Source organism: Nostoc sp. 'Lobaria pulmonaria (5183) cyanobiont' (assembly GCF_002949795.1).
Taxonomy (GTDB): Bacteria; Cyanobacteriota; Cyanobacteriia; order Cyanobacteriales; family Nostocaceae; genus Nostoc.
Window position 1 is genome coordinate 5116785 of record NZ_CP026692.1, and the last position, 13945, is coordinate 5130729.

The following is a 13945-nucleotide window of genomic DNA, read 5'->3' on the forward strand; positions in this document are numbered from 1 at the left end:
GCAAGCAAAAGGGGGAGCGATCGCTTTCTCTCAATTATTCTCAATTATCTACTTTTTTTTTGATTTCCCTTTAGGTTGATACTCAACTCCTCGCAGAAAGTTACCTAAATCTGAATTCTTGCTAATATCGTAGTTACCTTCGCCAAATGTCTGCTTTAATTCCTGTTTATATTTATCAATTTCTTGTGGTACAGAACTGTTAGATTTAATATATGCTTTTGCAATAAAATTTAGTGATAGTTCAGACTGTTTCAAGGATTTTTTAAAATATGTATATGTAGTTATGACTTGCTCTGTAGCTGTTTTTACATCACCACCTTTCAATTCTACAAAGCAGATTATTCTTTTACTCTCTTTTGCATAAAAGACTATTAGATCACAGATTTTCATCCCTTCTTGCTCTAATCCTAATATTTGACGCAATTTACAATTAGGATTTGACTGATTGTCTATTAGAAAAAAGAGAATTGTTTCACCGCTAGATGGTTTTATATTTATCTCTACTCCATTTTCTGTATAACTTGTTTTTCCTGGTAGCAAACAACTTGATAACAATAATTTATTGAAAAGCATTCTTAAATCACTCCTTAGCTTAAGAGTGATTATGGGAATATATGGGAAATATCATCAGATACATCACCAAACGTATCCCAATCTATACGGCCTTCTTGATTTAAGATATTCTTAGCCATACCATCCTCAAACAGATATACAGAAACTTTTTCTTGAGGGATAAAAGCTTCTGTTCGCTCTAAATAAAATTTATCTTTTATACTTTCTTTATCTTTATATTGAGCAGCTTTCATCAAATTCGATAGATGATCCAAAATATAAGGACTATGAGTTATAATTAATACTTTTAGACCAGCTTGGACTAACATTGCTAAAAATTCAGTAATCGCTACTTGTACAGAAGGGTGTAAATGTATTTCTGGTTCATCAATAATTAGCAACTCACCCGGTTCAGCAAGATAGCGTAAGCAAAGAACTAAAGGTGTTAGTCCTTGAACCAGAGATGAAGCAACTGTTATTTCTAATTTGATTTTTTCTGATGGCTGAAAAAATATTTTATTTTCTAATCCAGGGTCATTAAAATCTATTCTACCTTGCAAAATTTGCTTTTCTAATAATTCTGCTAATTCAGCATAAATGGCAATTTCTGGTCTTTTTTGAATTTCTTCTTCTCTTTCCTCTGTTATGTTTATATATGCATTAGCTAATATTTCTATTAAACTTTGTACTGGCTCACTTGTTTTTTTATTTTTTGGTTTATCTGAGCGTTCAGATATTATTTTAACATCTAAATTAATATCAGAGGTTTCATCAAAATTATCAAAATTGACATTTTCAAATTCCAAACTTTCTTTTTCAAGAGAAAAAGGAAAGGTTGGAAAAGTAGTTCTTTGTATAGGAAATATATAAACATCTGAATAAAAAGAACTATGAAGTATCTGGAAAATCTCTTGAAGTAAAAGTTTTTTAAATAGCCTTATAGGGATTTTTTTTAAAAAACTACCTTTGCAAATTATGTTAAAGTAAATATTATTTTCATCAATTTCCTTTAAGATATTTAAATACTCTTTACCTTGTGAACCAAAATAAATTTGTTTTTCTAAGCTATATTTTTTTACATTCTCAAGTATTTCTTGTTTTACCGTAGCTAAATTAAAGCTTATCTTCCTTGATTTAAAATCACTACGCTCACTACTCATAAATGTTTTAATCAAACTAGGAGATGACTGAGCAACATCATTAATATATGCTTCTGCATACTCCTCAGCAAAATTAATTAAATCAATACTAACATTTCCTTCTTGGATAAATTGCTCAATAGCATTATCTAGAATCGGATATTTCTGCTTAGTTTTGCCATCAATGTAACTTTTGAAATACCTATCAAATCCATTTTTACCAAATATAGATGCTAAAGTATTAGCTGTCCAAGTTTTTCCAGTGCCATTTCTTCCAATAAAAACAGTAAGGGGTTTTAAGTCAATTTCAAGTTCTTCGATAACACCTAAGTTATGAATTTCTACTTTCATGACATCATTTGATTTTAATTACTCAAGGTTAATTCTATATAATTTCAACTAAACCTACCACGCTTTGTAAAGTCAGTAAATCATAATTTGTTGCTGAATGGCATATAGCAATCCTAATACCTTGAATGATAACAGGGCTATCTTTAGCCTTACTGTTATATGCAATATAACTTTGATTCACTCTCATAAACTTGAATCTGTTAGTCAGAGAGTTTATCTGTAATGTATTATGCAAAAATCTTTCAACGGAGAAGGGGAGATTCGAACTCCCGGAGGTTTTAGCCTCATCCGATTTCAAGTCGGACGCAATCGACCACTCTGCCACCTCTCCAATAAATCTGTCAAACTTTTGCTTACTCTACTTTCAGACGCTATTTAGACGCTTTTGTTGGTTAGCACTAAAGCTGACAGATAATACTATATCGTATCATCTACGCAGATTGCACTAGTAGATGCCAATGTCTACGACACACTACGCGATCGCTCATACAAAATTTCCTCTGAAGCCACCTGAAAGTCATTGCCCACCCAAACTAGGGAAACTTGCGAAACCACACCCCCCTCTAGAGTGACAATGGAAAAATTACGCAACTTCTCGCTGTCATTTTCCACAATCCTGGGCACAGTGGCTGCATTCAAGTAAATTGTCCCCTCTGGACTTCTAAAGATGGGCTTGCGCTGCACCTTCTTGGTATGGCGTAAATCTCGGTGCATGTGACCAAATGTCACCAGGGGAATGGTTTTACCAGCAGTCAAGGCAAGAGATATCGCCTCGCCAAAATCTGGATCACCAAAATCGCCGCCAATTGGGTGCCAGTCTTTGCCACATGGGTCTTCGGGGCGATCGCCTAACCCACTAGGCCCGTTGTGACCCAAAAATATAATCGTCTCGTAAGCGGCGCTTTTGACTGCTTTGAAGATGCGATCGGCGGATTCTTCCAAACTCGTCACACCGTAACGTTCTTTACAGATTTCCGCGAATTTCCACTCTGGGCCACCCCAGGTAAAGGGACGACCCCCCACTACAGTTAAATTCCAAGCGGGAAAATCTAGCTTACCGTAACCGACATGGGACGCGCCTAATAAATCGAGTTGTTCCTGTACCCAGTCTTCCTTAGAGCGGTCATAAGGAGCCTTCTTACGTCCCCATTCGGTGGCGGTATACCAGGCATCATGGTTGCCCATCACGGCTGCTTTGGGAATATCGAGGGAGGCGATCGCTCTAACCACTTCCACCGATTCATTGCCAAAATCCCCCACAAACAGCACTAAGTCAACACCCAAATGCTTGAGTGCAATACCATCTTCCACTTCCCATTGGTCGTGAACATCTCCAATTACAGCAATTTTGAGAGTTATCGATTGAGTTTTCTGACTGGTCATGCCACTTTCCTTGCCGTCTATCTCCAGGATATGAAACTCAACCCGATTTGGACACAACCCCAAAATATCAACCGTCCACTATTTTTGGTAAAAACTACTATAATTGAATCCACAGGACATAAATTTGCAACATAAAGCACCCCTAAACTGTGTTTACCACTGCATTAGCTCAACGAGAAAACACCCAACTGGGTGAACTACCACTAGATTTGTTTGCGGCGATTGAGAGTCTCAAAAAAGAACTCAACGCAGTTATCCTGGCACATTATTATCAAGAGCCAGATATTCAAGATATTGCCGACTTTATTGGGGATTCATTACAACTGGCAAGAGCCGCCGAAAAAACCAATGCGGATGCAATCGTCTTTGCTGGTGTTCACTTCATGGCAGAAACAGCAAAGATACTTAATCCTGATAAATTAGTACTTTTACCAGATTTGGATGCTGGTTGTTCTTTAGCAGACAGTTGTCCACCAGACCAATTTGCAGCTTTTAAAGCCGCGCATCCAGATCATCTAGTGGTATCTTACATCAACTGCTCTGCTGATATCAAGGCGATGAGCGATATTATTTGCACCAGTTCCAACGCTGTAAAAATTGTCCAGCAGATACCAAAGGAACAGCCGATTATTTTTGCCCCAGATCGGAATTTAGGACGGTATGTGATGGAACAGACCAGACGAGATTTGGTGCTATGGCAAGGTAGCTGTGTTGTCCATGAAACCTTTTCGGAAAAGAAAATTGTCCAGTTAAAAATTGCCCATCCCGAAGCAGAGGCGATCGCACACCCAGAATGTGAAAGTAGTGTATTGCGCCACGCCAGCTTTATTGGCTCTACAGCAGCTTTACTCAAATATTGTCAAAACAGCCCTGCTAAAGAATTTATCGTTGCTACGGAGCCTGGAATCATTCACCAAATGCAAAAACTAGCTCCTGACAAGCATTTTATTCCTGCACCGCCGATGAATAATTGTGCTTGTAACGAATGTCCGTTTATGCGGTTAAACACCCTAGAAAAGCTCTATTGGGCAATGAAAAATCGCACTCCTGAAATCACCATGTCAGAAAATATTCGCCTTGCTGCACTGCGACCAATGCAGCGAATGCTGGAAATGAGCGTGTAGCTAGTATAGGTTTATACGTATGGTTGAGACGCAGTTTTGTTGCGTCTCTATCCACAAGTTATTTTTTTTAACTTCTTGCAATTTATAAAACATGATGCTAATATTTTAAATCGTGAGACAAATTGGGTCGGTGTCCGAGTGGTTAATGGAGACGGACTGTAAATCCGTTGGCTAGCGCCTACGCTGGTTCAAATCCAGCCCGGCCCACCACTTACGAAGTTATAAGTTATAATGACTGGGTAAAGAGCAAGACTCCCAGCATTGTAACTTACAACTAAAAAACCAAAGTTATATTTTGCCCGTGTGGCTCAGTGGTAGAGCACACCCTTGGTAAGGGTGAGGTCACGAGTTCAATCCTCGTCACGGGCTTTTTAAATTGATAAAATAATCAACGTAAAAGCAAGGGCTTCAGCCTTTTGAAGGAATTTAGATGTTGAAAAGCTAAGTCTCTTACTTGCATTTGTGACTATTCTGACTATGATTTTGACTATCAGGTCAGACTTTTGAATATCTAGGTTGTTTTTTTGGCTATGATTTGGCTATGATTTTGTAGGCTCAGTACAAGCCACAGAGATATTTATCTTAGTCTTCAACAACACCCTTTTTTCACTCTCTCCTCTAAAGTCCTTGGATTTCATTACGAATTTCATTATCAATCTGTGATTCCTGAATTACCGAAAAATCATCCGACTCGTCATGTAATTCGTGAGAAGCGATAAATCTACTCCCATCTTCTACCTCAAACAGTAATCCAATTTTATTTGCAATATCTGCGTATAGTACGCTGCTGTAGCTTCATTTTAAAATAGTTATATTTGATATACGTTGCCCTACAAACCTAGCCCAAAAGTTATTACTGTATACTGCATCTGTTGCATCTACTGGATAAAGCTCGTTATCTTCTTCAGCTAGTTCTTCACTTGTTTCAGCAGCCTCGTTTTTCTCAATCCAGATAGTAACTGAGTTTTTTGATGGTTGACTTCCATATCCAATAATTAGCCCTGAGTCAAAGCTCATGATAAGACAGCCGGCTGTCAGTGAAAAAACTTCTTTTGCTTCAATGCCGTATTCCAGAACCGCCATATCAGGTGGCTCCCAACTATATCTAGTCAAATTAAGTATCGCAAGTCCCTTAAGAGAGTCTAAAACCTCACTCCGATTAGATGGAATATCTTCTGTGTATAAAAAAGGTTTCATTTATTTAGATTTTTTTGAGTAGACTCAATAAGTTTCAATCTTCGTCATGATTGTTAACTGTCGTTCTACTTTTCCATAAGCTTTCTTAACCCAATACCCTTTAGGTGGCTTTTCTACCCTATATCGGCGATCGCTTTCGTTGCAGCAAGCAATATTGCTTTTGTTCTTGGTATGATGCAGCAATAACGAACCCTCAATCGATTAAATCATCATATCACTTCACAGTGCTTGAGGGTTCATATTGAGTTAAAACGAGCGCGGCAGGGTTCGAACCTGCGACCGATTGCTTAGAAGGCAATTGCTCTATCCACTGAGCTACGCGCCCAAAACAAAATAGTGGCTCCTGAAGGAGTCACCTACACTATTATATCGTCTTCTCCTACCAAGAAGCAATCAAAAATTGCAGATTTCCCACTAGCAAGGCTAAGATGCTAGTCGCTAGCTAGTCAATTTACACTAAAAACGAAACAGATGGAGTATTGGTTTAGATATATTGAGTTGTTAAGGGGTTATTTGCCTGTTAACGCCAACGCTCTCTGGGCGGCTACTTTCGGGAAGGATCTAGCGATCGCTAGGCTCATTTCCACAGTATGCTAGGTAATTTCAGCCTTGGCGATGCTGCCAAATGCCATTATATATTCCATATTAAGAGTGCCCCTGTGAGGAGTTATTTGCTAGTGCCATGTTTATTCTCAAACGGCAGGATGTTGAAATATCAAGCATTCAGCACCCAAAAAAGGATCAGCAGGTGCCGATCCTTAGTTATCAAGGGCAGACTTTTCGCTTGATTAGCGTATTCAAAGCTAGTCAAGAGGAAGAAGCTAGAGGCTTATGGAGAGAATTAACGGATAACCGAGGTAAAGCCTGTGTTTTGCTGGAGGAACCGGAACGCTTTAGTGTTTGGGGTAAAATCCGTTTAGAGCAGCTAGATAGTGACACAGGTGGTCATGGCAAAACGGCGATTTTAATCCAAGCCACTATTTTGCTGTTGCAAGGTGTTTCTATCGATATTGAAGAGTTTTTAGGTGCTAGGCAAGCTGCCTTATTTGAAAAAGATATTGCGGAGGTGTTAAAGCAGAAGCAATTTCCCCAAGCATCCTCCCTAGAAGCAGTTAAATATTTGGTATCTACTAATCCTTTGTCGACAGCCAAAATACCTGATTGGCAAGAAAATCATGTAGTTATCCTGTTACAAGAACTGCATCGATTAGGAAAAGCTTATTTTGGCAACGCTAATTTTACCAAACAAGTGATTTATAAGCTAGAAGATATGCCAGAAGCCGAGCGATCGCTGTTTATCACTTGGCTAAATCAATCGCCACTGGCTAAACTATGGCAGTAGCATGGAAGTTTTTTTACAAAATTCCTGCCATTGGCACTTGCTTTTGGTGTCCGATTGTGTATTACCTGACAGACATACTGCAAGATATACAGTCCTTTAACTCAAAATACTGCCAGAGTGCATCTACATAAGTCAAGTCCTATGAATAACTCTTACGAAAATTCGTTTCTTTCTAAATCAATTTTCACCACTCAGAACATTGTCTTAGCTAATATTGGCTGGGCCGTACTGGCACTGCTATACTTTTTGTTGTTTAGTGCCAAAGTTCCCGGAGCAGATGGCATAGAAAGCCGGGCTGAGTGGTATGTGATTGGTACAAATATTTTTGAAGCTTTAGCTTATTTGGGTGCTAGTATCTTATGCTTGAGGAACTGGCTGAGTCCGCAAATCGTCAGTGGCCGGAATGTTTGGCTCTTAATTGGGCTAGGTATGCTTTCCTATTTCGTTGGGGGGATAATTTTCGGCTATACCGAAATAGTTTTAAAAGATGAACCGGATGTGTCTGTGGGCGATATATTTTTTGTACTGACTTATCTATTACTTGGCGCAGGCATGATTTTAGCTGTGGCTTCCAGGCGAATCAATCTAGAAAAATGGCAGTGGCTAATTGTGTTAGCTATTGCAGTGTTCGGTAGTTTGTTGGCATGGTGGATTTCTATGCAACAGGAAACACCCTCAGAACTGCTAGTCGCTATTTTGAATTGGTTTTACGTAGTTAGCGATGTAGTTTTGTTAATTATTGCTACCACTCTACTACTAGCCTTTTGGGGGGGAAGAGTTTCCCAGTCTTGGCGAATGATTGCAGCGGCGGCCTTTTCGCTCTACATTGCAGATATGTGGTTTAAATACGCCCAAGGCCCCAATTATCAAAGTGGAGAGATATTAGAAGTGTTTTGGGTGTTTAGTGGAGTGTTATTTGGCATGGGCGCTGTCTTAGAATATGACGCATCACTAAGACGAACGCGGCGTACCAGCGGACGTAAACGAGCTTAGTAAGGATTTTTGGTATCTACCGTGAGAAAATTAACAGACTCTGACAAGCAAGAAATTCTTAAGTTATATCGAGAGACTGCCGAAACAACCTCAACTTTGGCAGACCGCTATGGTGTGAGTAACTCGACAATTAGTCGTTTGCTCAAAAGCACTTTGCCAGAGGATGAGTATGAATACTTAGTTTCTTTAAAGCGGGCTGCGAGAACTCCTGAGGGAAGGGCACAGGTAAGCTACGAGCAGTTACCCCTACTGAGTCAACCAGAACCAGAGCCGGAGATAGAAGTTATACCCAGCGAAAGCCCACCTGTGGAAGTGCCGAAGGTTGAGCCACTACCACGTAAGATAATTCGTGTAGAGCAGGAACTTTACTCGGAGGAAACGGCGGAGTCAATTGCTGCTAGTAGACGAGTGCGGCGACGCCCCTCGGCGACGGAGAAACCCAAACTCCGAGTCACAGAGAAATTAGAAACTCCAGAGCCAAAGCCGCCGGAAACAGTCAGCATTCCCATCCCACCGCTAAAGAATGAACATCCAGGAGCGGCTGTCATTGCGCACATGCTGGGCGATGATTTGCTCGACGAATCCGAGGATTTGGATGATTTAGAAGATGATGATTTAGAAGATGATGACTTTGAGGAAGAAGACTTTGATGATGATGACTTAGATGAGCAAAGACCTCTAGTTACAAGAAGAAGACCAGGTGAAACATCAGTTGAAGTTTTACCACTGTCGGTAGCCAATTTGCCCAAAACTTGCTATTTGGTAATTGACCGTTCTTCAGAATTAATTACGCGACCTCTGAAGGACTTTGGTGACTTGGGACAAATTCCCAGCCTAGAAACCCAGCAAAGAACTCTGCCGGTGTTTGATAATCATCGCGTCGCCAAGCGTTTTTCTACTAAACGCGATCGCGTGATTAAAGTTCCAGATAGTAAAATGCTCCATAAGGCTCGTACTCATCTACAAGCTAAGGGCATCACGCGACTACTGATCGATGGTCAAGTCTATTCGTTGTCTACGGTTTAGGAGTTAGTAGTTAGAGTAGAGCATCGATTCAGTAATTAAAAACAGGGCTGTTTCATCTTTGCATCCATGATTTTTCATCCCCTAGATAGTTGTAATTTTACATTTTTTAGGGAGCAAAACAGCCCTGCCCTACCTACTTTTACCCTAGCCTGCGCCCTAGAGATTACTTTAAGAAATGCAGGCTTTATAGGGTGGCTGCCGCGTATCTCGGCGGCCACCCTATAGCTTCATGTATGAAAAAAGCGCTCTCTAGACAGAGAGCGCAGTGAATTTTAACTTACAATTAACCGTAAATTACAGGTGTGATCGTTGCTACAGTTACTGCCTTACCCGCCGCCAAATCTAGGGGGAAATTGTGAGCATTGCGTTCGTGCATCACTTCTATAGAATTGAAAATCAAGCTGTTTTCAAAGACTTTCGCTAAATACCTTCTCCCTAATAGCCCTAATTCTCTCAAATTACCTCACACCAAAAATGCTGTTCATTAACTTCCCCAGATAGATAGTATAAAAAAGGGGAAATTGTTATCGGCTTATATATCACGTAGACGACTCCTTCAATTAATTCTGCTTTTTTATTCGGTATTGCTGTATAACGACGCTCGAATTCGTGGCGGGTTAAGCGATCGCCACTTTCTAAAGGAGGAATAAAAGCGCTATTATTTAAGCCATGTTCCACAGAAGCCGCCATTAATTGGTTCCTCATCCGCAGGAGTTGTAGCTTGAATTTAACATAGTGCAGCGTTATATCTTCCACAAGCCGCCCAGAGAGCGTCTATGTAGATGGGAAAATGAGAGCAAGCAATAAAAATCTTTCTCATTTAACCATGACAATCATCTTTACAGAAGCTGACTTTGATGAATTATGGCAAGAAGGTTTAGAAACAGGTGAAATTACCTGCCAATCCAACGATTCTGAATATATTGAAACGTGGCAACATGAACTGAAAAAAGGGTTTATTCAAGTCATTGAGTTACGTCCTGGACTCTACTTGCAGATTGGTAATTATGAAACTCCTATAAATTGGGGAGACGAAGGTCAACATTCTGAGTCTTTTCCCTTGACTTTAGCCTTTATCGTGGCAGGCGGTTGCAGAGAGCAAATTTACGGTATTAAAGAGGATAATTGCGAACAGGCGGGAGAAAATTATTTATTTTTTCTGCCCGGAACCCGCGAAATTGAGGTACACCCTACTGGACTTTTGCAAAATATCCGCATTCGAGTTGAGTCTCATCTGCTGCGAACTTTAACTGCGGGACAAGAAGATTCTCTCCCCGATATCCTCAAGCCATTCATCGAAGCCGACTCAGCGCCTTTATTTCATCTAGATGTTGGCAAGATGACATCTGCAATGCATTTAGCAGTGCGACAAATTATGCACTGTCCTTACCAAGGAATGATGAGACGTGTCTACCTAGAAGCAAAGACATTGGAACTCATTGCTTTACAGTTTAGTCAGATGGTTGAAACTGATAAGCCTAGTGATCATTGGATTAGCCTAAAACGGGATGAGTGCGATCGCATTTATCAAGCTAGCGAAATTTTAATCAATAATCTTCACAATCCACCATCTTTGATCGACTTAGCACGGCAAGTAGGGTTAAATGAACGCAAACTTAAACAAGGATTTCGTCATGTATTTGGTAATACCGTTTTCGGATACTTGCATGATTATCAAATGCAGCAAGCACAAAGACTGCTGTTAGCTGAAAAAATGACTGTTGCAGGGGTTGCGGCCAGAGTAGGTTATACCAGCCCCACAGCTTTTTGTGCCGCTTTCCGACGTAAGTTTGGCATTAATCCCAAAGCTTACCAGATAGCAGGTAGAATCTCTCTGGGTTAAGTTTCTATAACTTAGCTATATTTTGATCGACTGCGATCGCAGTACTCTACGGGCTTCTCATTAGACATAGGAGTGAAAATGAATCTATAACCCTTGTACAGATTGGGCTGATACCTCATGCCTGGAGATGTCTATTAGCCATTTTATCTTAAGTGACAACATTATTCATTCACAAATAGTCCGGCTTGAAGAGAAAAAAGTCCGGCTTGAAGAGAAATTCATCAGCCAAATCCCATATACTACTTGCAAATAATTTTTAATTCGTTGGAAAAAAATTAGGCACTATTGCCAATCAGATTAGCAAGTGTGGTATGTGGGACAACAATGTTTAAACGACAACTCTTCATGGTGGGTGTGCTTTCTGTGCTGCTAATTCAACCTGCTTTTGCAGAAGCAATTGAGCAGATTCCCCAAGTAAAGGAGGGCAAAAGAGGGTCAGTAGTGGCTAAAATCCCTCGATTGAGTGAGATTGATAGACCTGCAACCAATATAAAAGATTTCCTATCTCAATCTTCAATTCCTAACACCCAATCTCCAGTACAGGTGACAGGAGTACGAGTTAACAGTACCAACACTGGCATAGAAGTAATTCTCGAAACCAAAGAAGGTGAAAAACTAAAGCCAACAAGTAGCAATCAGGGGAACACATTAATTACAGATATTTCTAATAGCCAATTAGCTTTGGCAAATGCGAAGGAGTTTCGCTCAGACAACCCAGTAGCCGGAATTAGTGCTGTTACTGTTACTCAGATAGATGCCAATAGTATTCGGGTGACGGTAACGGGTGAAGTGGGAGTGCCAAAAATTGAGTTATTTGATAGTGATGAAGGCTTGATTTTTGGTTTAACGCCAGTTGCATCGACTGCACAGCAACCCCCAACGCTACAATCACCAACCGAAGAGAAGCCCACCCAAGAAAATCAGCCGGAAAAACCAGCAGTTTCTACTGATGAGCCGATTGAGCTTGTAGTGACCGGTGAGCAAGATGGATACACTGTACCCGAAGCATGAACTGCAACTAGGACTGATACGCTTTTACGTGATATTCCGCAGTCAATTCAAGTTATTCCCCAGCAGGTAATTAAGGATCAGGGAATCACGAGGATTGTGGATGCAACTCGCAATGTGTCTGGTGTAGCAGCCGTATCGGGCTATGGCAATACTTTCGGTGATGTCAACATTCGCGGTTTTTTTGGTGGGATCTTGGTAGATGGGTTTACTGGTTTACTTCCTGCCAATGGAGCCAATATTGAACAGGTGGAGGTTCTAAAAGGCCCTGCTTCCGTGCTGTATGGACAATTGGAGCCGGGTGGTATTGTAAATTATGTGACAAAAAAACCTCTTAGTACCCCCTATTACTCTGCTAGTTTCACGGCTGGGAGCTTTGATTACTATAGTCCCACAATCGACCTGTCTGGACCGCTGACGACCGATAAAAGGTTATTGTATCGGTTGAATGTTTCTTATGAAAATTCTGGCAGCTATCGGGATTACCTTGGAAACGATATCCTCTATATTTCTCCTGCTTTCACCTACAAAATTGATGATGCGACAACCCTAGACTTTACCTATGAATATCTTAATTCTCAACAAGGGTTCGACCGAGGCTTTAAACCAGAAGCAATCTTTTTAACGTTGCCTAGAAATCGCCTTGTATCTCAACCCGATGATTTTTTCAATACTGAAAGCCATCGTGTCGCGCTAACACTCAATCAGCAGTTTAGTAAAAATTGGCAGTTGAGAAGCAGATTTTCCGCACAATTTGATGAAAATAGTGAAAAAGTGACCCAAATCGGTAATCCTCTTTTAGAAGATGGTCGAACATTGCTGCGAGGGCAGTTTGGTGATGGCCCGAATTATTCACAAAGCTTTGCTTTGCAAAGCAACTTGATTGGTAAATTCAATACGGGTGCGATCGCTCATCAACTGCTGTTAGGTGTGGACTGGAACCGGAATACCTTGGATTCCAATAACGGCTATGATATTGATTTCCCTTCAATAGATATTTTTGAGCCAAACTATGACGTTCCACCACTGCCTGAGCGCATCTATAGCAAGTATAATAGGACAAATAATACCACAGGAATTTATCTGCAAGACCAAGTAACATTGCTCTCTAATTTGAAGTTGCTTGTTGGCGGCAGATATGACTTTATTGACTCACATAGTGAAAATATTTCTGATGTCAGTATCCCTAGCGAACCAGACAGGTCTGGATATTACTATGAAGCCTTTTCCCCACGTGTAGGCATCGTTTATCAACCGATCGAACCCATCTCGTTGTACGCCAGCTACAGTAGCTCCTTCAATGCTGATGGTAGCAGAGATAGAAACAAAGAGCTATTAGAGCCTTCGCGCGGGACTCAGTACGAAGTTGGCATCAAAGCTGAACTATTTGATAAGCGACTTTCAGCAACCCTTGCAGCCTATGACATTGCTAAAACAAATGTCGCCACTGTAGATCCAATCGACAATCAATACTCAATCGCGCTAGGAGAAGTGAAAAGTCGCGGGATTGAACTAGATGTAGCTGGGGAAATTTTACCAGGTTGGAAGGTAATTGCTTCTGGTTATTTAAATGATGCCTATGTCAGCAAAGATAACGACCCCACAGTCCAAGGTAAGCATTTAGAAAATGCACCCTATCATGGCGCGAGTTTGTGGACAACTTATGAATTTAAACGGGGTGACTTGCAAGGATTGCAGTTTGGTGCAGGGTTCTTTTTTGTAGGCGAGCGCGTTGCTAACCAGAGCGAGCAATTCATCCTTCCTTCCTATGTCAGAACCGATGCTTCTATCTCCTACAAACGGGATAACTGGCAAGTTGGACTCAACTTTAAGAACATTTTGGATGTTAAATATTACGAATCAAACGGCTACCTCACCTTCCCCCAAGCACCATTTACTGTACTGGGCACAATTTCAGTCACCTTTTGATCCCACCCTAACCCTCTGACAAGTGTAGGTTTTTTGCAAGAATGCTTGAAAAGGGACA

11 protein-coding genes, 4 tRNA genes and 1 pseudogene are annotated in these 13945 nt (G+C 40.6%); 9 read left to right on the forward strand and 7 right to left on the reverse strand.

The features are described from left to right. Positions 1–48: 48 nt before the first annotated feature. The 4 genes from NLP_RS22550 to NLP_RS22565 form a co-directional block, all read right to left on the reverse strand. Positions 49–573 carry a hypothetical protein gene (locus tag NLP_RS22550; RefSeq protein WP_104908310.1) on the reverse strand — a complete coding sequence of 175 codons (525 nt, stop codon included), beginning with the start codon at positions 571–573 and terminating at the stop codon, positions 49–51. 29 nt (positions 574–602) lie between these two features. Beyond that, entirely contained in the window at positions 603–2042 is a 1440-nt protein-coding gene (locus NLP_RS22555) for an AAA family ATPase (protein ID WP_104908311.1), read from the reverse strand. Between the two features lie 246 nt (positions 2043–2288). Beyond that, positions 2289–2373 (reverse strand) — tRNA-Ser (locus tag NLP_RS22560). Positions 2374–2504: 131 nt separating this feature from the next. Continuing rightward, positions 2505–3425 (reverse strand): TIGR04168 family protein, encoded by a 921-nt coding sequence (locus NLP_RS22565; protein WP_104908312.1) that lies wholly within the window; start codon positions 3423–3425, stop codon positions 2505–2507. A 149-nt stretch (positions 3426–3574) separates the two neighbouring features. Here NLP_RS22565 and nadA point away from each other — a divergent pair, with 149 nt between their 5' ends. From nadA to NLP_RS22580, 3 genes are all read left to right on the forward strand, one after another. After that, entirely contained in the window at positions 3575–4549 is a 975-nt protein-coding gene (nadA, locus tag NLP_RS22570) for a quinolinate synthase NadA (RefSeq protein ID WP_104908313.1), read from the forward strand. A gap of 124 nt (positions 4550–4673) precedes the next feature. Further along, positions 4674–4759 (forward strand) — tRNA-Tyr (locus NLP_RS22575). An 87-nt stretch (positions 4760–4846) separates the two neighbouring features. Further along, positions 4847–4918, forward strand: a tRNA-Thr gene (locus tag NLP_RS22580). A 426-nt stretch (positions 4919–5344) separates the two neighbouring features. On the opposite strand, the gene NLP_RS22585 is transcribed toward NLP_RS22580, so the two are convergent. Continuing rightward, on the reverse strand, positions 5345–5746 hold the full coding sequence (locus NLP_RS22585) for a hypothetical protein (protein WP_104908314.1): 402 nt from the start codon (positions 5744–5746) through the stop codon (positions 5345–5347). A 252-nt stretch (positions 5747–5998) separates the two neighbouring features. Further along, positions 5999–6071 (reverse strand) — tRNA-Arg (locus NLP_RS22590). Between the two features lie 357 nt (positions 6072–6428). Between NLP_RS22590 and NLP_RS22595 the strand changes: the two genes are divergently transcribed. The 3 genes from NLP_RS22595 (at position 6429) to NLP_RS33455 (ending at position 9107) form a co-directional block, all read left to right on the forward strand. Then, the gene (locus NLP_RS22595) at positions 6429–7088 is read left to right on the forward strand and encodes an Npun_F0813 family protein (protein WP_104908315.1); all 660 of its coding nucleotides are present in this window, start codon (positions 6429–6431) and stop codon (positions 7086–7088) included. 141 nt (positions 7089–7229) lie between these two features. Further along, a complete protein-coding gene (locus NLP_RS22600; RefSeq protein WP_104908316.1) occupies positions 7230–8081 on the forward strand; it encodes a hypothetical protein in 852 nt (283 codons plus the stop codon). A gap of 21 nt (positions 8082–8102) precedes the next feature. Further along, positions 8103–9107 carry a transposase gene (locus NLP_RS33455; protein ID WP_158680498.1) on the forward strand — a complete coding sequence of 335 codons (1005 nt, stop codon included), beginning with the start codon at positions 8103–8105 and terminating at the stop codon, positions 9105–9107. A 540-nt stretch (positions 9108–9647) separates the two neighbouring features. Here the strand turns inward: NLP_RS33455 and NLP_RS22615 are convergent. Then, positions 9648–9797, reverse strand: a pseudogene (locus NLP_RS22615) (Uma2 family endonuclease); the annotation flags it as partial. Positions 9798–9897: 100 nt separating this feature from the next. Between NLP_RS22615 and NLP_RS22620 the strand changes: the two are divergent. The 3 genes from NLP_RS22620 to NLP_RS22625 all read left to right on the forward strand — a co-directional run bounded on the left by NLP_RS22620 (position 9898) and on the right by NLP_RS22625 (position 13887). Next, positions 9898–10950, forward strand: coding sequence for a helix-turn-helix transcriptional regulator (locus NLP_RS22620; RefSeq protein WP_104908318.1), 1053 nt, complete (start codon positions 9898–9900; stop codon positions 10948–10950). Positions 10951–11274: 324 nt separating this feature from the next. Further along, on the forward strand, positions 11275–11961 hold the full coding sequence (locus tag NLP_RS35130; protein ID WP_234017030.1) for an AMIN domain-containing protein: 687 nt from the start codon (positions 11275–11277) through the stop codon (positions 11959–11961). 33 nt (positions 11962–11994) lie between these two features. Further along, positions 11995–13887 (forward strand): TonB-dependent siderophore receptor, encoded by a 1893-nt coding sequence (locus NLP_RS22625; RefSeq protein WP_267894945.1) that lies wholly within the window; start codon positions 11995–11997, stop codon positions 13885–13887. Positions 13888–13945: the final 58 nt, after the last annotated feature.